16 protein-coding genes are annotated in these 16,731 nt (G+C 67.4%); 8 read left to right on the top strand and 8 right to left on the bottom strand.

Annotated elements, in window-relative coordinates:
- Positions 1–35: 35 nt before the first annotated feature.
- Positions 36–1,259 carry an RtcB family protein gene (locus HWX39_RS04635; RefSeq protein WP_279613060.1) on the top strand — a complete coding sequence of 408 codons (1,224 nt, stop codon included), beginning with the start codon at positions 36–38 and terminating at the stop codon, positions 1,257–1,259.
- A gap of 55 nt (positions 1,260–1,314) precedes the next feature.
- The gene (locus HWX39_RS04630; RefSeq protein WP_175965767.1) at positions 1,315–2,130 is read left to right on the top strand and encodes a nucleotidyltransferase domain-containing protein; all 816 of its coding nucleotides are present in this window, start codon (positions 1,315–1,317) and stop codon (positions 2,128–2,130) included.
- A 92-nt stretch (positions 2,131–2,222) separates the two neighbouring features.
- On the opposite strand, the gene HWX39_RS35905 is transcribed toward HWX39_RS04630, so the two are convergent.
- Positions 2,223–2,390 carry a hypothetical protein gene (locus HWX39_RS35905; protein ID WP_208458826.1) on the bottom strand — a complete coding sequence of 56 codons (168 nt, stop codon included), beginning with the start codon at positions 2,388–2,390 and terminating at the stop codon, positions 2,223–2,225.
- Between HWX39_RS35905 and HWX39_RS04625 the strand changes: the two genes are divergently transcribed.
- Both HWX39_RS04625 and HWX39_RS04620 read left to right on the top strand, forming a co-directional pair.
- Entirely contained in the window at positions 2,389–3,537 is a 1,149-nt protein-coding gene (locus HWX39_RS04625; RefSeq protein ID WP_175965766.1) for a DUF1176 domain-containing protein, read from the top strand. The genes HWX39_RS35905 and HWX39_RS04625 overlap by 2 nt on opposite strands.
- A gap of 62 nt (positions 3,538–3,599) precedes the next feature.
- A complete protein-coding gene (locus HWX39_RS04620; protein WP_175965765.1) occupies positions 3,600–4,889 on the top strand; it encodes a nitrite reductase in 1,290 nt (429 codons plus the stop codon).
- A 36-nt stretch (positions 4,890–4,925) separates the two neighbouring features.
- On the opposite strand, the gene HWX39_RS04615 is transcribed toward HWX39_RS04620, so the two are convergent.
- Complete coding sequence (locus HWX39_RS04615) at positions 4,926–5,594, bottom strand: O-methyltransferase (RefSeq protein WP_175965764.1); 669 nt, start codon at positions 5,592–5,594, stop codon at positions 4,926–4,928.
- Positions 5,595–5,726: 132 nt separating this feature from the next.
- Between HWX39_RS04615 and HWX39_RS04610 the strand changes: the two genes are divergently transcribed.
- Positions 5,727–7,022, top strand: coding sequence for an aminotransferase class I/II-fold pyridoxal phosphate-dependent enzyme (locus HWX39_RS04610; protein WP_175965763.1), 1,296 nt, complete (start codon positions 5,727–5,729; stop codon positions 7,020–7,022).
- Between the two features lie 183 nt (positions 7,023–7,205).
- The gene (locus HWX39_RS04605; RefSeq protein ID WP_175965762.1) at positions 7,206–7,931 is read left to right on the top strand and encodes a hypothetical protein; all 726 of its coding nucleotides are present in this window, start codon (positions 7,206–7,208) and stop codon (positions 7,929–7,931) included.
- A 22-nt stretch (positions 7,932–7,953) separates the two neighbouring features.
- On the opposite strand, the gene HWX39_RS04600 is transcribed toward HWX39_RS04605, so the two are convergent.
- Together HWX39_RS04600 and HWX39_RS04595 are read right to left on the bottom strand one after the other, a co-directional pair.
- A complete protein-coding gene (locus HWX39_RS04600) occupies positions 7,954–8,457 on the bottom strand; it encodes a hypothetical protein (protein ID WP_175965761.1) in 504 nt (167 codons plus the stop codon).
- Between the two features lie 65 nt (positions 8,458–8,522).
- Entirely contained in the window at positions 8,523–8,798 is a 276-nt protein-coding gene (locus HWX39_RS04595) for a DUF4148 domain-containing protein (RefSeq protein ID WP_175965760.1), read from the bottom strand.
- 317 nt (positions 8,799–9,115) lie between these two features.
- Here HWX39_RS04595 and HWX39_RS04590 point away from each other — a divergent pair, with 317 nt between their 5' ends.
- Positions 9,116–10,276 (top strand): porin, encoded by a 1,161-nt coding sequence (locus HWX39_RS04590; protein WP_175965759.1) that lies wholly within the window; start codon positions 9,116–9,118, stop codon positions 10,274–10,276.
- Between the two features lie 199 nt (positions 10,277–10,475).
- On the opposite strand, the gene HWX39_RS04585 is transcribed toward HWX39_RS04590, so the two are convergent.
- Positions 10,476–10,724, bottom strand: a complete 249-nt coding sequence (locus HWX39_RS04585; protein WP_244134903.1) for a hypothetical protein — start codon at positions 10,722–10,724, stop codon at positions 10,476–10,478.
- A 298-nt stretch (positions 10,725–11,022) separates the two neighbouring features.
- On the opposite strand from HWX39_RS04585, the gene HWX39_RS04580 reads away from it, so the two are divergent.
- Positions 11,023–11,307, top strand: coding sequence for a DUF4148 domain-containing protein (locus tag HWX39_RS04580; RefSeq protein ID WP_175965758.1), 285 nt, complete (start codon positions 11,023–11,025; stop codon positions 11,305–11,307).
- An 82-nt stretch (positions 11,308–11,389) separates the two neighbouring features.
- Here HWX39_RS04580 and HWX39_RS04575 read toward each other — a convergent pair whose 3' ends face one another.
- Genes HWX39_RS04575 through HWX39_RS04565 form a run of 3 tightly spaced genes read right to left on the bottom strand, consistent with a single transcriptional unit; the run spans position 11,390 to position 16,715 of the window.
- Positions 11,390–12,814 carry a heavy metal sensor histidine kinase gene (locus HWX39_RS04575; protein WP_175965757.1) on the bottom strand — a complete coding sequence of 475 codons (1,425 nt, stop codon included), beginning with the start codon at positions 12,812–12,814 and terminating at the stop codon, positions 11,390–11,392.
- A complete protein-coding gene (irlR, locus tag HWX39_RS04570; RefSeq protein WP_175952251.1) occupies positions 12,811–13,491 on the bottom strand; it encodes a heavy metal response regulator transcription factor IrlR in 681 nt (226 codons plus the stop codon). The genes HWX39_RS04575 and irlR overlap by 4 nt, the downstream gene beginning before the upstream one ends.
- Positions 13,491–16,715: a CusA/CzcA family heavy metal efflux RND transporter gene (locus HWX39_RS04565; protein ID WP_175965756.1), complete on the bottom strand. Its 3,225-nt coding sequence runs from the start codon at positions 16,713–16,715 to the stop codon at positions 13,491–13,493. Before HWX39_RS04565 ends, irlR begins: the two co-directional genes overlap by 1 nt.
- Between the last annotated feature and the right edge of the window lie 16 nt (positions 16,716–16,731).

The following is a 16,731-nucleotide window of genomic DNA, read 5'->3' as shown; positions in this document are numbered from 1 at the left end:
CCGCGCCGCACGAATGAATGAATCAGGTGAAGCAAATGAGCAACATGGATTATCAGGTCATGGAACTGGCCAACGGCAAGCCGGTGAAGATGTGGACGCAAGGCGTCGCCGTCGAGGACGAAGCGCGCGCGCAACTGCGCAACACAGCGCAGATGCCGTTCATCTTCCGCCACGTCGCGGTGATGCCGGACGTCCACCTCGGCAAGGGCTCGACGATCGGCAGCGTGATCCCGACGAAGGGCGCGATCATTCCGGCCGCGGTCGGCGTCGACATCGGCTGCGGGATGATGGCCGCGCGCACGACGCTGACGGCGTCCGACCTGCCGGATTCACTCGCGAGCCTGCGCGGCGCGATCGAACGCGCGGTGCCGCACGGCCGCGCGCCGGGCCGCCGCGATCCGGGCGCGTGGGGCGACCGCACGCCGGCCACCGTGACCGAATCGTGGAAGTCGCTGCAACCGGGCTTCCAGCGGATCGTCGACAAGTACCCGAAGCTGGAAAAGACGAACCACTACGCGCATCTCGGCACGCTCGGCACCGGCAATCACTTCATCGAAGTGTGCGTCGACGAAGCGGACCACGTGTGGTTCATGCTGCACAGCGGCTCGCGCGGCGTCGGCAATGCGATCGGCAGCCTGTTCATCGAGCTCGCGCAGGCCGACATGCGGCAGCACATCGCGAACCTGCCGGATCGCAACCTCGCGTATTTCACCGAGGGCAGCCGCCACTTCGACGACTACGTCGAGGCGGTGGGCTGGGCGCAGGACTACGCGCGCCGCAACCGGCAGGCCATGATGGACGCGGTGATCGGTGCGGCGCGCGGCGTGATCGCGAAGCCATTCTCGGTCGACGAACACGCGGTGAACTGCCACCACAACTACGTGCAGCGCGAACGCCACTTCGGCGAAGACGTGCTCGTGACGCGCAAGGGTGCGGTGTCCGCGCAGAAGGGGCAGCTCGGGATCATTCCGGGCTCGATGGGCGCGAAGAGCTTCATCGTGCGCGGGCTCGGCAATCCGGAAAGCTTCTGCTCGTGCAGCCACGGCGCGGGCCGGACGATGAGCCGCACCGAAGCGAAACGCCGCTTCACGGTCGACGACCAGGTGAAGGCCACCCAGGGCGTCGAATGCCGGAAGGACGCGGGCGTCGTCGACGAAATCCCGATGGCCTACAAGGACATCGACGCGGTGATGGCGGCCCAGCGCAGCCTCGTCGAAGTGGTGCATACGCTGCGCCAGGTGGTGTGCGTGAAAGGATAGCGCGGTGCGCGGCCGATGGCCGGCGGCCGCGCGCAACGAAAGGGAAACGACAACCATGAAAACGGAAAAGGCAATGACGACCGTGCGCAGCGCGCACCCGGTCGACCCGGCCGTGCGGGCGCGCGTGATGGCGGAGCTCGCGGAAGTCGAGCGCCGCCACGACGTGAGCGTGCTGTTCGCATGCGAATCGGGCAGCCGCGGCTGGGGGTTCGCATCGCCGGACAGCGATTACGACGTGCGCTTCGTGTATGCGCGCCGGCGCGACTGGTACCTGAGCGTCGAACCGCAGCGCGACGTGATCGAGCGGCCGCTCGACGACGAGCTCGACGTCAGCGGCTGGGAACTGCGCAAGGCGCTGCAACTGCTGCGCCGCTCGAACCCGACGCTGCTCGAATGGCTCGACTCGCCCGTCGTGTATCGCGAAGACGCACGCTGGGCGCCGCGGCTCAGGTCGCTGGCATCGGCGTTCTTCTCGCCGGTGCGCGGGCGTCACCACTACCTCGCGATGGCGAAGAAGAACTTTCGCGGCTATCTGCAAGGCGACACGGTGCGCTACAAGAAGTACCTGTACGTGCTGCGGCCGCTGCTCGCGGTACGCTGGATCGACATGGGGCTCGGGATGCCGCCGATGCGCTTCGCGGATCTCGTCGACGGCACCGTGCACGCGCCGGCGGTGCGCGCGGAACTCGACGCATTGCTCGCGCTGAAGATGAGCGCGAACGAAAGCGAATACGGGCCGCGCCGGCCGGCGATCCACGCGCTCGTCGAGACGATGCTCGCCGATGCCGAACACGATCGCGAATACAAGCGGCCGTGGGGCGACGTGGCGATGCTCGACGCGTTCCTGCGCGACGTGGTCGACGATCGATGACAAGTGAACGGCGCGATGCCTGCGGGCATCGCGCCGTTTTCGCATCCGCACGTGTCCGCCCCATGCCGGCCAGCCATGGTCGTGCCCGCACACTACGCGTCGACGTCACGATTGCAGCCGATTGCGGCGGTATACTCGATGCCGTTCCGGTAAAGCGCGCCGCCGCATGCGCCGCAGCCTTCGCCCTGCCCCGCTTGCTGACGATGCGCTTGCAGTCCGACGTTTCCGCCCGCCCATTCACCGTCGATACGAACCGTCATGTCGCACCGCCTTTCGCTCGCCATCGCCGCGCTCCTCGCCGCTTCCCCGATCGTTGCCCAGGCCCGCCCGCTCGCGCGGCCGCCGGTCGAGCGCGATTTCAAGAACTGGTCGGTCGTCTGCGACAACGGCAACCGTTGCATTGCCGAAAGCCAAGCCGACGATAGCGACGACGCACGCACCCGCCTCATCCTGCGCGTGACGCGCGATGCCGGCCCGGACGCGCAAGCATCGCTCGCCCTCTACGCGTCGGCGCCGCTGGACCTGCGCACCGCACGCGTGGACGGCCGCCCGTTCGATGCAATGGCGGCCCAATGGCATGCGTTCGGCGGCAAACCGGACGATGACGAACCGTACCCGTTCCGGATCCGGACCCACGATCCGGCCACGGTGGCCGCATGGCTCGCCGCGTCGCGCAATGCGCAACTGCTGAGCTTCGGCGATCCGGCGTCGGCGCAAACCGCCCGCACGCCGTTGACGGGATTGAATGCCGCGCTGCTGTTGATCGACGATACGCAGGGCCGTGTCGGCACCGTCACCGCGCTGCTGCGCCCGGGCACCCGGGCCGCATCGTCGGTGCCGGCCGCACCGGCGCTGCCGCCCGCCGTCACGCCGGCACCGGCCGTCGCGAACCTGTCGGCCGCCGAGCAACGCGCGCTGGTCGACGCGGTGCTCGCGAAGTTCGGCGGCGACGTGAAGCAATGTGCGGCCGATGTCGAAGACGAAATGCCGGCGAGCGATCGCAGGAAGGCGTCGCGCGCCGTGGCGATCTCCGCCGACGAAGCCCTGGTCGCGATACCGTGCCAGACCAGCAGCATGTATAACCACACCGACCTGTGGTATCGGGTGCGACGGACGGCGCCGCTCGCGCCGACGGCGATGAATTTCGGCGAGAACGCGAACGCGGGGCTCGATTCGGCGTCGTTCGCGAACGAACTGACCGACGCCGGCTACGATTCCGCCACCGCGACGCTGTCGAGCAAGGTCCGGCTACGCAGTCTCGGCGATTGCGGTTCGACCGCATCTTGGATCTTCGACGGCCGGCGCTTCGTGCTCGCCGATATCGCCACGCACGGCACGTGCAACGGCCTGTTCGACGATCAGTGGCCACGCCTGTATCGACGGGCGGATGCGGCAGCGAGCCGCTGACGCGCGCATCGCACCGAAACACGCCGGCAGACATCACCCATAACAAACCGAGGGGCCGCAGCATGTATCTCCCGCTCATCGATGCGTCGCGCCACGCGAGCGCGACGCGACGCACGCGCGGCTGGCGTGGCGCGCTTGCGTTCGCGCTGGTCGCCATCACCGCGTCCGCGCCGGTGCGCGCGGCAAGCGCCGACGATTCGGTCGAAATCCCGTTCTGGTCGCGTCACTGGACCGGCACGATCGGCAACCGGCACGTCGAAGTGTCGTTGTCGCGCGTGGCCGATGCGGTATCGGGCTGGTACTGCTACGCCCCCTGCACATCCGACAAACGCTATCGGCTCGCCTTGAAGGGAACGCTCGACGCACACGGCGCCACGCTGTCGGAACGCGACAGCGGCGCGACAGCGAACGCCGAGCGCGTAACGGGCACGTGGCGCGTTGCCTCCCTCGACCATGGCGTGTCCGGCACGTGGGCGTCGCCGGACGGCAGGCGCACGCTGCCCGTCTCGCTCGCGCCGAAACCAGACGGCAGGCCGTTCCCTTACGAGATCCGCCTCGTCGCAAACAACCTGCCCGACGACGGCAGTGCGTGCAACGACCCGCCGCACGTTTCCGCGATCCGCCTGTACGATCGAGGCCGCCTCGTTCAGACATTGCAGACCGATTCGCAAGGCACCTGCAGCCTGTTCACGCCCGAATTCGCCGACGTGAATTTCGACGGCTGGCCCGACCTGATGCTCGCGCAAGCATTGGGGGCGAGCCCGAACATTCCGTACCAGACGTGGATTTTCGATCCGAAGACGCGGCGCTTCGTCGATGCGCCGCCGGGGCTGCAGGGCATCACGTCGCCGGAATTCGATCCCGAGCACCGGATCGTCTGGACAAGCTGGCGCGCGAGCTGCTGCGAGCATGGCGTGACGACTTACCGCTGGCAGGGCGACGACGTGAAGGAAGTCGACTCGGCCAGCAGCTACATGCTGCCGGTGCTCGACGGGAACACGCGTCGTTATTGCTACGTCGTGCCCGGCTACGGCGACGGTTACATCGAGTTTCCGCAGCGGATCGAGCAGACCGACACCGGGCTGCGTTCGACACTGGGCGACCCGAAGGCGTGCGACGCGAACGCTTCGCCGTGGATGTCGCGCGTGTACATCGATATCTGGAAGCCGGGCGCGCCCGGCCATGCGCCGACGCGGGTACGCACCGAGAAGGTCACGTGGAAGCGCACGCAAACCCGCGCCGGCATGAAGTTCTGCCCCGATGTCCCGTTCTACGACAACGGCCGCATCCGCCGCATCGTGCTGCGCGACGAACCCGACCAGTGCGAAGAGAAGAATCCCGACAAGAACTAGCGTGCGGGACGACCGCACGCGCGGCCCGCCATCACATCACGCGCCGACGATCGAGATCGAGAACCCGTCCCAGCCCTTCTGCCCGACCGTCTGCACGGCGGTCGTCGTGACGTTCGGGGCGGCCGCGAGACGCGCGAACCCGTCGCGCACGCCGACCACGTCGGGCTCGCGATTGTCCGGATCGGCCACGCGCCCGCCGCGCACGACGTTGTCGACGACGATCACCGTGCCGGGCCGCGACAGCTTCAGCGCCGCGTCGAGATAGGCCGGGTTGTTGTCCTTGTCGGCATCGATGAAGATGAAATCGAACGGCGCTTCACCCGCGTCGATGAGCCGCGCGAGGCTGTCCTTCGCGCTGCCCACCACGACCGTCACGGCCTGCGCAAACCCCGCACGTGCGATGTTCCGTGTCGCGACCTGCGCATGCGCGGGGTTCAGTTCGAGCGTCACGAGCGTGCCGCCCGGCGGCAACGCGCGCGCGAGCCAGATCGTGCTGTAGCCGCCGAGCGTGCCGACTTCGAGGATCCGCCGCGCGCCGCGAATCGTCGCGAGCAGTTGCAGCAGCTTGCCCTGGTTCGGCGCGACGTTGATCGCGGGCAGACCGGCCGCGTCGCTCGCCGCCAGCGCGGCGTCGAGCGCGTCGTCGGACGGCACGAGCGTCGCGGAGAAATACGCATCCACCTGGTTCCAGTGATCCTGATTCATCGCGCACCCCTTGTTTGCGGAACAGGCATTTTATGCGGCGCCCCGCCATAAGCAACACACCATTCGTTCTAAAGCTGGCCGCGCACGTGCTCCTATAATCGCTCGACCACCACAACAACGGAAGGAGCACCCATGACCGATCAGGCCGCATCGAACTGGCGTCTCGAAACCATCGCCGTGCACGGCGGTTATCGTCCCGACCCGACCACGCGCGCAGTCGCCGTACCGATCTACCAGACCGTTGCGTACGCATTCGACGACACGCAGCACGGCGCCGACCTGTTCGACCTGAAGGTCCAGGGCAACATCTACACGCGGATCATGAACCCGACGACGGACGTGCTCGAGCAGCGGATTGCCGCTCTCGAGGGCGGCATCGGCGCGCTGGCGCTTGCATCGGGGCAATCGGCCGTCACGTACGCGATCCAGACGATCGCCGAAGCCGGCGACAACATCGTGTCCGCGAGTTCGCTGTACGGCGGCACCTACAACCTGTTCGCGCATACGCTGCCGCAATACGGGATCACCACGCGCTTCGCCGATCCGCGCGACCCCGCATCGTTCGAGCCGCTGATCGACGCACGCACGAAGGCGATCTTCGCGGAATCGGTCGGCAACCCGCTCGGCAACATCACCGACATCGCCGCGCTCGCCGAAGTCGCGCATCGCCACGGCATCCCGCTGATCGTCGACAACACGGTGCCGTCGCCGTACCTGCTGCGCCCGTTCGAGCACGGCGCGGACATCGTCGTGCACTCGCTGACGAAGTATCTCGGCGGGCACGGCACGAGCCTCGGCGGCGCGATCGTCGATTCGGGCAAGTTTCCGTGGGCCGAGCATGCGGACCGCTTCAAGCGGCTGAACGAGCCCGACGTCAGCTATCACGGCGTCGTCTACACGGAAGCGTTCGGGCCGGCCGCCTATATCGGCCGCGCGCGCGTGGTGCCGCTGCGCAACATGGGCGCGGCGATCTCGCCGTTCAACGCGTTCCAGATCCTGCAGGGCATTGAAACACTGGCGCTGCGCGTCGAGCGGATCAGCGACAACGCGCTGAAGATCGCGCAGCATCTCGCGCGCCACGACAACGTCGAATGGGTGAACTACGCGGGCCTGCCCGATCACCCCGACCATCCGCTCGTCGTGCGCTACCTGTCGGGCCGCGCGCCCGGCATCCTGACGTTCGGCGTGAAGGGCGGCCGCGACGGCGGCGCGAAATTCCAGGACGCGCTGAAGCTGTTCACGCGGCTCGTCAACATCGGCGACACGAAATCGCTCGCGACACACCCGGCGTCGACGACCCACCGGCAACTGTCGCCGGCCGAACTCGCGAAGGCCGGCGTGAAGGAAGAAACGGTGCGGCTGTCGATCGGCATCGAGCATATCGACGACCTGCTCGCGGATCTCGACCAGGCGCTCGCGCAGCTTTGACCGGCACCGGCGCGCCGGCTTGCCGGTGCGCGCCGCATCGAATGGGTTGACCTTGAAGCGGCTTCAAGGTGTTCAATTGCCGGTTGATGCCGGGGCCGCGCCCCCGCGCGTATGAACCGTACCATGCAGCCGGGCAGCGCGACGCCGGGCCCGCTGCGGTACGCCAACCGTTCGAGAGGCCTCATGACACCGACCGCGAAGCTTGCGCTGCTCACGTTACCGCCCGTGCTGGCGGCCTGTTTCGGCGCCCTCGCGGCCGCCTGGCGTGCCCCCGGCCCGAAAATGTCCAGCGTCATCCAGCATTTCACCGGCGGCATCGTGTTCGCGGCCGCCGCGCTCGAGTTGCTGCCGCAGGACCGCGCGCATGCGCTGTTTCCGGTCGTCGTCGGCTTCGTGCTCGGCATCGCGCTGATGCTCGCGATCCGAGCGCTGTCGGGTGCGATCGAGACGCGCTTCGAGCAAGCGCGGCTGCCCATGAGCCTCATCATCGTCACCGCGATCGATCTCGTCATCGACGGCCTCGTGCTCGGCATCGCGTTCTCGGCAAGCGACGAAAGCGGCATCATCCTGACCGTCGCGCTGACGCTCGAGGTGCTGTTCCTCGCGCTGTCGGTCAGCGCGGCGCTCGCGGCCGCCGGCGTCGGCCGCATGCTGTCGATCGTCGTACCGGTCGGGCTCGCGGCGCTGCTGAGCCTCGCGGCCGTTGCCGGCAACGCGGCGTTCGCCGGACTTCCGCCCACGATCTACGCGGCGCTGCTCGGGCTGGGCACCGTCGCGCTGCTGTACCTCGTGACCGAGGAACTGCTGGTCGAAGCGCACGAGGTACCCGAAACGCCGTTCGCGACGGCCGCGTTCTTCATCGGCTTCATCGTGTTCTTCCTGATCGAAGGATCGGTGAAGGCCGGATAAGCCCGGCGCGGCTGCGCGCCGGCTACCACGTCGTCGCACCCGTCGGGTACGACTCGACGATGCGCGTCCCGTTGACGGGCGTCACGCCCTCGTTGCGCAGCGCCGCCCACAGGTCGATCGCATGTTCACGCGACTTGCGGCTGCCGTCGTCGGTCAGCACGTTCAGCGCGATCACTTCGTCGCGCGTCGCCAGTTGCAACTGCTCCTTCAGCTTGCGCGACTGATGCGATGCGGTGCGGACCTCGCCGAGCACGATCCGCTGCTCCGCGACAATCGATCGGCCGCCCTCATTGGCGGGCACGAACGTCAGCCGGCCGTTGTCGACCTCGCATTGCCCGCGCGTGAACGTCGCGCTCCACTCGCCGGCCGGCACGGCCGCGAACTCGCAGCGCATCCGCTCGTTCGCGCGCCGGCCGACGTCATGCGCCGACGCGTGCGACAGCGCACGTTCCGGCCAGCCGGCCGCCATCGCGGCCGTCGACATCAAGGCCGCCGCAAGCACGATTCCTTTCGCGAAATGGCGCATGGCGCCCTCCTCTTCGTGTGGGATGCGCCCGGCCGGCACCGCGCCGGTCAGGCGTGAATGAACGATCAGCGAACCGTGATACGGTTGTCATGCGCATCGACCCGCGGCGCCGCTTCGCCGCGATGCACCGTCGCGCGATGGATCTCCTGATTGCGTGCGACGGTGGCCGGGCTCGCCGGATAATCGTGATTCGGGCTCGGGATCACGCCGTCGTGGCGTGCCCGCACCAGTTCCTGACGGACTTCCTGCCGGGTCTTTTGCTGCGCGGCCGCTGCCTGCGAGAAGGCCGCAAACGATAGTGCGGCGGCGGCAACGGCGATCATCGGTCGCGGAATGTTCATGTGGTTCGCTCCTTGCTTGTAATCCATGACAGGAGCCTTCACTTTGATCCGGCGGCGGTGCGGAATCGTGATCGCAGCATGACGGTTTCGTCACCGCCTCGGCATCCTCTGCATCGCACTGCGAATGAAAAATGCGTCGTCAGTTTGTGCATCCATGACGCGGCGATGACATTTTTCTCATTTGTCCCTCACCGCCACGATCCGAACGCTTTCCAGAATCGGCAGCGCCATTGCGATATTCCGCGTCCGCCGGCACCACGCACGGCGCGGAATCGACCGATGCGCGAAACGATCATCTTGAACTTCAGGGGCACACCATGAAAACTCCAGTTCGGCTCGCCGTGATGTCGGGCGCGCTGCTCGCGACCGGCCACGCGGCCCATGCGTCGGAAGTCACGTTATACGGCCTGTTCGATACGTCGCTGACGTACGTATGGAACGCCAACGCGGACGGCAAGCATCTCGTCGGCCTCGGCAACGGCAACCTGCTCGGCAACCGCTTCGGCGTGAAGGGCGCGGAAGATCTGGGCGGCGGGCTGAAGGCGATCTTCACGCTGGAAAACGGCTTCAATCCGAACACCGGCGCGCTCGGGCAAGGCAACCGGATGTTCGGACGGCAGGCATTCGTCGGCCTCGAAAGCGCGCGCTGGGGCACGCTGACGCTCGGCCGCCAGTACGACGCACTCGCGGATGTCGCATGGCCGGTCACCGGCGACTTCTACTTCGGCAGCGTCTATGCGACACCCGGCGACGTCGACAACTACGACACGTCGTCGCGCACCGACAATGCGGTGAAATACACGTCGCCCGTGATCGACGGACTCCAGTTCGTCGGCATGTATGCGCTCGGCGGCGTTGCCGGCAAGAGCGGCGCCGGGCAAACCTGGTCGGCCGGCCTGTCGTACAGCAACGGCCCGGTCGACGTGGCGGGCGGTTACTACCATGCAGCCAATCGTGCCTCGCTCGCCAACGGCGTCCGGACCGGCTGGAATGGCACCTCCGACGGCACGTTCGACGGGTCGCTGGTCAATGGCGGCTACGTCTCGGCGAAATCGATCGGCATCGCACGCGGCGCGCTGCGCTACACCTTCGCGCCGTTCGCGCTCGGCATCGACTACAGCAACGCGCTGTACAAGGCCGATGCGATGTCCGCGTTTCGCAGCACGCAGAAGTACGACACCGCGCGCGGCTTCTTCAACTACCAGGCGACGCCCAGCCTGCTCGTCGGTGTCGGCTACAGCTACACGCGCGCCCGAGGCGATACGAGCGCGACCTACCATCAGGTGTCCGCCGGCGCCGATTACGTGCTGTCGAAGCGTACCGATCTCTACGCGGTCGGCGCGTGGCAACGCGCGAACGGCGAACAGCGCACGCTCGACGGCGGCACGCAAACGGCGCAGGCGTCGATCGGCTCCTATGGCTATGGCGGAACGCGCACGCAGGGCATCGTCAATCTCGGGTTGCGCCACCGGTTCTGACCGCGCAGGCGATACGCGCGCCGCATGACGAAAATTTCATGTTCCGATCAGGTTCGCGAAGCGTCGTGTCGCTACGATCGTAAACGTGACGGGCAGCGCCCGTTCCAGACCACGCAAGCGGGTCGCTGCCGCACGGCACGTCACGCGTTAGGCCCGGACACGTCGAGTGCCGGGCATTTTTTTGGTTGCGTCCAAGTGATCAGGGTGTCGAATTGCGCCGCGGGAACAGGCACGGATGCGTTTTCACGTACAGGTTCGGATTGCCGCAGCGATGCCCGGCATAGTCGATCTGTTCGCCGGGCATGAGATCGACCGGCACCGGCTTTTTAGCCAGGGCCGGCGTGGCCTGCGTAGTTGACGTCGTGCCGGAACGTGTCGATGCGCATCCCGCGAACAGCGGGACGATCAGGACTGCGATCCAGGCTAGGCGAGTGGCGGGACGATACACGTTTCAAGTCCGGTGTGAAAGTCAGAACAGGGCCGCCCGCTTGCCATGCTGCTGTCGCGAACGGCGCGAATGCCTCCGGCCACATCGACCCTCGGCAGACTTCATGTTCCGCTTCCCGCTCATCGCGCCCGTGACGCGAACATGACGAATGTGTCATGTCGGCCGCGTCCGGACGGCGTATCTGCGCATCACGCTATCTGACGCATTTTTCATCTCGCGATCACGATCACGCACGGCTGCTTTCGCATACTGGGTCCATGGTTCGCCACCCGGCGGCCCTGATCAAGGAGAGCACTCGATGAAAACGGCAACACTCGCAGCACTGTTCGTCACCGCCACGCTGTCGCTCGGCATGGCCACGCAGGCCGCGTTCGCGCAGACGCAAACGCAGGGCAAGACCCGCACGCAGGTCGTCAATGAACTGAAGCAGGCGCAGCACGACGGCGTCGTGCCGACGAGCAAGACGCAGTACCCGCCGACCGGCGAGCTCGTCGCGCGCAACAAGGAGCTTCACGGCATTTCGGTGCATGGCGGCGAGAAAAAGCCGCAGACCGACAATCACGACAACCTGACCGCGCGGTAATGACGCTCGGCCACACGACCGCGGGCAGCGCGCCGCGCGCGGCCGCCTCATGGCGAACGCGCGGGCGGGCCCGCCCGCGGTGTCAGGTGCTGATGGCCGCCGGCCGTTTCAGTTCGGCCAGCTGGCACGGAAAGCGCAGCCAGAACGTCGTGCGCCGGCCCGGGTCGCTGTCGACGCCGCATTCGCCGCCGTGGTTGTCCATGATCGACCGGACGATCGCAAGGCCGAGCCCCGTCCCCGACGCCGAATTGTGCCGCGACGGATCGACGCGATAGAAGCGCTCGAAGATCTTTCCGACATGCCGGGCCTCGATGCCGGGCCCCGTATCCGACACGGCAATGGTCGTCGCACCGCCCTGCTCCACACAGTCGATCGTCACGACGCTGCCGCGCGGCGCGTACCTCAGCGCATTCGACAGCAGGTTGCTCAGCGCGCGCTGATACAACGTCAGGTCCGCATCGACCCACGCATGACCGTCGACCTTCACCGTCACGCCGGCATCCTCCGCCAGCGGCTCGTAGTATCCGGCGACGCGCCCCGCCTCTTCCGACGCGTCCAGGCGCCGCAGGCTGATTGACGTGCCGGCCTGTTCCGAACGCGCCAGGAACAGCATGTCCTCGATCATTCGCGACAGCCGCTGGTATTCGTCGATGCTCGACTCGATCACGCTCCGGTATTCATCCGCGCTGCGCGGCTGCGACAGCACGACCTGCGCGGCCGCCTGCAGATTCGTGAGCGGCGTGCGCATGTCGTGCGCGAGATTCGACGAGAACTGGCTCAGCCGCGTGAACGATTCGTTCAACCGCCCGAGCATGCCGTTGAACGCGTGCTCGAGCTCCTTCAGCTCGCCGGCGGTATCCAGCGCCGGCAGCGGATGGGCGAGCCGGCTCGTCGACATCTGTTCGGCGCGCGCCGCGAACCGCCGCAGCGGGCTCAACCCGAGCGCCGCGATGCCGTATGCGATCGCGGCCGCGAGCACCACGCCGAACACCTCGATCACGACGATCGTATAGGCGTGCGTGCGCAGCAACAGCACGTCGGCGCTACGGTCGTACTGCACCACGACGCGCACCACGGGCGCGCCCGCGCCGGCAAGCGGCACGGTCGTGACGAGATAGCGCTGCCGCGCGCCGGGAGGCGCGACGCCGACCGGCACACGCCCTGCATCCAGCGACATCAACGGCGCAACCGGACGAAATCCGGGCGTGCCGACGAGGCGCGTACCCTTCGCATCGAAGATCGCGAGATCCATGTTCGGGTGGCCGTGCAACTGGTCGATCCAGATATCGGTGTTGCGCGCGACGTCGGCCGTCGAGCGCGCTTCGGCCAGGTGCGCGCCCAACGCGGCGGAAATGCCGGCCATCTGCTCGGCCGCCGTCGTTTCGATGCGATTGCTCAGTGCTTCATAAAGCGCAACGCCGCTCGACGCGAGGATCACCGATGTCGACAGGATGATCAGCGCGGTCAGGCGTCCGCGCAGCGTGCGCGGCAGCAGGCGCGCAATCATGCCGCGCCGCCGCGCGCCTCGAGCACGTAGCCCATCCCGCGCACGGTGTGAATCAGCTTCGGGTCGTACGCGTCGTCGATCTTCGAGCGCAGGCGCCGGATCGCCGAATCGACGACGTTCGTGTCGCTGTTGAAATTCATGTCCCAGACTTGCGACGCGATCGTCGCGCGCGGCAGGATCTCGCCCTCACGGCGCATCAGCAGCCAGAGCAGCGCGAATTCCTTTGCGGTCAGCAGGATCGTGTCGCCCTGCCGCGTGGCCTTGCGGCGCGTCAGGTCGAGTTCGAGATCGGCCACGCGCAGCGTGTTCGAATCGCGCGGCTGGCCGCGTCGCAGGATCGACTTGATGCGCGCGGTCAACTCGACGAAGTCGAACGGCTTCGCGAGATAGTCGTCGGCGCCGAGCTCGAGCCCTTTCACGCGATCGCCGACGTCGTCGCGCGCCGTGAGGAACAGCACGGGCGTCGACTTGCTGCGCCGTAGGTTCTGCAGCAGCGTCCAGCCGTCCTGCCCGGGCAGCATCACGTCGAGGACGAGCAGGTCGTACTCCTCGGTCTCGGCCTGATGCTGGCCCGTGATGCCGTCCTCGACCCAGTCGACGACATAGCCGGCCTCCGTGAGCCCCTTGCGCAGGTAGGCGCCCGTCTTCGGTTCATCTTCGACAATCAGAATTCGCATCACGTATTACCCTTGAAGAAACCCAACCGGCGCAGCACGCCCATGCCGAAGCCGCCGCCGAAACTGCCCCAAAGCGCGGCGCGCCACGACACCGCATGGCTGACGCGGTACAGCACGGGCAGCACCAGCAGCGTCAACGCCGTGGACGACAGGATACCGCCGATCACGACCGTCGCGAGCGGGCGCTGCACCTCGGCGCCGGTGCCGGTCGCGAACGCCATCGGCAGGAACCCGAGCGACGCAACCAGCGCGGTCATCAGCACCGGCCGCAGCCGCGTGAGCGCGCCTTCGCGCACGGCGGCCTCGAGCGGCATCCCTTCATCACGCAGGTTGCGGATGAACGAGATCATCACGAGCCCGTTGAGCACGGCCACACCGGACAGCGCGATGAAGCCGACCGCCGCCGTGATCGACAGCGGAATCCCGCGCAGCCACAGCGACACGACGCCACCGCTCAGCGCGAACGGAATGCCGGTGAACACGAGCAGCCCGTCCTTCGCGTTGTTGAACATCACGAACAGCAGCACGAACACCATGAACAGCGCGAGCGGCACGACCAGCTTCAGGCGCTCGCTCGCGCTTTGCAACTGCTCGAACTGCCCGCCCCACGACACCCAGTAGCCGGCCGGCACGCGCACGTCCTGCTGCAACCGCTCGCGCGCATCGGCGACGAACGAGCCGACGTCGCGGCCGCGCACGTTCGCGCTGACGACCACCCGCCGCTTGCCGTCCTCGCGGCTGATCTGGTTCGGGCCCGGCGCGACGTCGATCGTCGCGAGCTCCGCGAGCGGCACGTACGGCGCCGCGGCGAGCGGTGCGCGGGCGCCGGCCGCGGGTGCGGGCAGCGCGATCGGCAGCCGCTTGATCGCCTCGAGGTCCGAACGCAGCTCGTCGGGCAGCCGCACGACGATGTCGAAGCGGCGGTCGCCCTGGAACAGCGTGCCGGCCTTCTGCCCGCCGACGGCCGCGGCCACCGAGTCCTGCAGGTCGGCAACGCTCACGCCGTAGCGCGCGAGCTTGTCGCGATCGAGGTTGACGGTCAGCACGGGCAGGCCCGTGGTCTGCTCGACCTTCACTTCGGACGCGCCGGGCACCTTCTGCAGCGCGGCCGCGATCTGCTCGCCGGTCTGGTTCAGCACGGCCATGTCGTCGCCGAAGATCTTCACCGCGACGTCGCTGCGCACGCCCGAGATCAGTTCGTTGAAACGCAGCTGGATCGGCTGGGAGAACTCGTAGGCGTTACCCGGCAGCTCGGCGAGCGCTTCCTCGATCTCGCGCACGAGCCGGTCGCGCGACTTCTTCGGATCGGGCCACGTGTCGGCCGGCTTCAGCATGATGTAGCCGTCCGACAGGTTCGGCGGCATCGGGTCGGCCGCGATCTCGGCCGTGCCGGTGCGCGCGAACACGCGCTCGATCTCGGGGAAGCGCGCCTTCAGCGTCTTCTCGATCGACTTCTGCATCTCGACCGACTGCGACAGGCTCGTGCCGGGAATCCGCAGCGCGGAAACGGCCAGGTCGCCTTCGTTGAGGCTCGGGATGAACTCGCTGCCGAGCCGCGTGGCGAGCCCGAGGGTGACCAGCACGATGGCGCCCGCGCCGATCATCACGCGCGCCGGGCGCGTCATGAACGCGGCGAGCGCCGGTTCGTACGCACGTCGCGCCCAGCCCATCAGCCGGTTCTCCTTCTCCTCCACGCGCTCGCCGATGAACAGCGCGACGGCCGCCGGAATGAACGTGACGGTCAGCACCATCGCGGCCGCGAGCGCCATCACGACGGTCGTGGCCATCGGGTGGAACATCTTGCCTTCGACACCCGTCAGCGCGAAGATCGGCAGGTACACGACCATGATGATCAGTTGCCCGAAGATCAACGCGCGGCGCGCTTCCTGCGACGCGCCGAACACTTCGGCGAAGCGTTCGTCGCGTGTGAGCGGCCGCCCGGCCGCCGCCTGCGCATGCGCGAGCCGCCGCACGCAGTTCTCGACGATCACCACCGCGCCGTCGACGATGATCCCGAAGTCGAGCGCGCCGAGGCTCATCAGGTTCGCGCTCACCTTCGCGTTCACCATCCCGGTGAAGGTCATCAGCATCGACAGCGGGATCACGAGCGCCGTGATCAGCGCCGCGCGCATGTTGCCGAGGAACAGGAACAGCACGGCAATCACGAGGATCGCACCTTCGAGCAGGTTCTTCTTCACCGTCGCGACGGCCTTCTCGACGAGCACGGTGCGGTCGTATACCGGAATCGCCTTCACACCGGACGGCAGCGTGCGGTTCACGTCTTCCATCTTCGCGGCGACGGCCTTCGCGACCGTGCGGCTGTTCTCGCCCATCAGCATGAAGACCGTGCCGAGCACGACCTCCTCGCCGTTCGAGGTCGCCGCGCCCGTGCGCAGCTCGCGGCCGATGTCGACCAGCCCGACGTCCTTCATCCGCACCGGCACGCCGCCGACGTTGGTCAGCACGATGTTCGCGATATCGTCGACGGTGCGCGCCTGGCCCGGCACGCGCACCAGATACTGCTCGCCGCGCTTCTCGATGTAGCCGGCGCCGACGTTGTCGTTGTTGCGTTCCAGCGCGCGCACGACATCGGCGAGCGTCAGCCCGTACGACATCAGCTTCGCCGGGTTCGGCGCGACGCGGTATTCCTTCACGTAGCCGCCGATCGAGTTGACCTCGGTCACGCCGCGCACGTTGCGAAGCTGCGGCCGGACGACCCAGTCCTGCAACTCGCGCAGGTCGGCCGCCGTATAGCGCGTGCCGTCGGGCTTGCGCGCAGCCGCGTCGGCCTCGACGGTCCACAGGTAGATCTCGCCGAGGCCCGTCGACGTCGGCCCCATCGCGGGCGCGATGCCGGGCGGCAGCTTGTCCTTCGCTTCCTGGATGCGCTCGTTGACGAGCTGTCGCGCGAAATAGATGTCGGTGCCGTCCTTGAAGATCACCGTGACCTGCGACAGCCCGTAGCGCGAGATCGAGCGCGTCTGCTCGAGTCCCGGCAGGCCGGCCATCACGGTTTCGACCGGATAGGTGATGCGCTGCTCGGCCTCCAGCGGCGAATAACCGGGCGCGGACGTGTTGATCTGGACCTGCACGTTGGTGATGTCGGGCACCGCGTCGATCGGCAGCTTCTGGTAGCTGAACACGCCCAGCGCGGCCACGGCCGCGATCGCCAGCATCACGAGCCAGCGATGCGCAATCGCAAAGCGGATCAGGCGCTCAAACATGACGGGATTCCTTGAA

The organism is Burkholderia sp. BCC0322 (genome assembly GCF_902833045.1).
Lineage (GTDB): Bacteria > Pseudomonadota > Gammaproteobacteria > Burkholderiales > Burkholderiaceae > Burkholderia.
Note: the sequence above shows the minus strand (reverse complement) of the source record. Positions and strands in the feature narration are given on the sequence as shown.

Bases quoted from the DNA above. Each gene is read 5' to 3' on its own strand.
- HWX39_RS04610 (WP_175965763.1), top strand. From the start codon at position 5,727: ATGACCGATCAGGCCGCATCGAACTGGCGTCTCGAAACCATCGCCGTG.
- HWX39_RS04625 (WP_175965766.1), top strand. From the start codon at position 2,389: ATGTCGCACCGCCTTTCGCTCGCCATCGCCGCGCTCCTCGCCGCTTCC.
- HWX39_RS04575 (WP_175965757.1), bottom strand. From the start codon at position 12,814: ATGATTGCGCGCCTGCTGCCGCGCACGCTGCGCGGACGCCTGACCGCG.
- HWX39_RS04615 (WP_175965764.1), bottom strand. From the start codon at position 5,594: ATGAATCAGGATCACTGGAACCAGGTGGATGCGTATTTCTCCGCGACG.
- HWX39_RS04580 (WP_175965758.1), top strand. From the start codon at position 11,023: ATGAAAACGGCAACACTCGCAGCACTGTTCGTCACCGCCACGCTGTCG.
- HWX39_RS35905 (WP_208458826.1), bottom strand. From the start codon at position 2,390: ATGACGGTTCGTATCGACGGTGAATGGGCGGGCGGAAACGTCGGACTG.
- HWX39_RS04630 (WP_175965767.1), top strand. From the start codon at position 1,315: ATGAAAACGGAAAAGGCAATGACGACCGTGCGCAGCGCGCACCCGGTC.
- HWX39_RS04620 (WP_175965765.1), top strand. From the start codon at position 3,600: ATGTATCTCCCGCTCATCGATGCGTCGCGCCACGCGAGCGCGACGCGA.
- irlR (WP_175952251.1), bottom strand. From the start codon at position 13,491: ATGCGAATTCTGATTGTCGAAGATGAACCGAAGACGGGCGCCTACCTG.
- HWX39_RS04565 (WP_175965756.1), bottom strand. From the start codon at position 16,715: ATGTTTGAGCGCCTGATCCGCTTTGCGATTGCGCATCGCTGGCTCGTG.
- HWX39_RS04590 (WP_175965759.1), top strand. From the start codon at position 9,116: ATGAAAACTCCAGTTCGGCTCGCCGTGATGTCGGGCGCGCTGCTCGCG.
- HWX39_RS04600 (WP_175965761.1), bottom strand. From the start codon at position 8,457: ATGCGCCATTTCGCGAAAGGAATCGTGCTTGCGGCGGCCTTGATGTCG.
- HWX39_RS04595 (WP_175965760.1), bottom strand. From the start codon at position 8,798: ATGAACATTCCGCGACCGATGATCGCCGTTGCCGCCGCCGCACTATCG.
- HWX39_RS04605 (WP_175965762.1), top strand. From the start codon at position 7,206: ATGACACCGACCGCGAAGCTTGCGCTGCTCACGTTACCGCCCGTGCTG.
- HWX39_RS04635 (WP_279613060.1), top strand. From the start codon at position 36: ATGAGCAACATGGATTATCAGGTCATGGAACTGGCCAACGGCAAGCCG.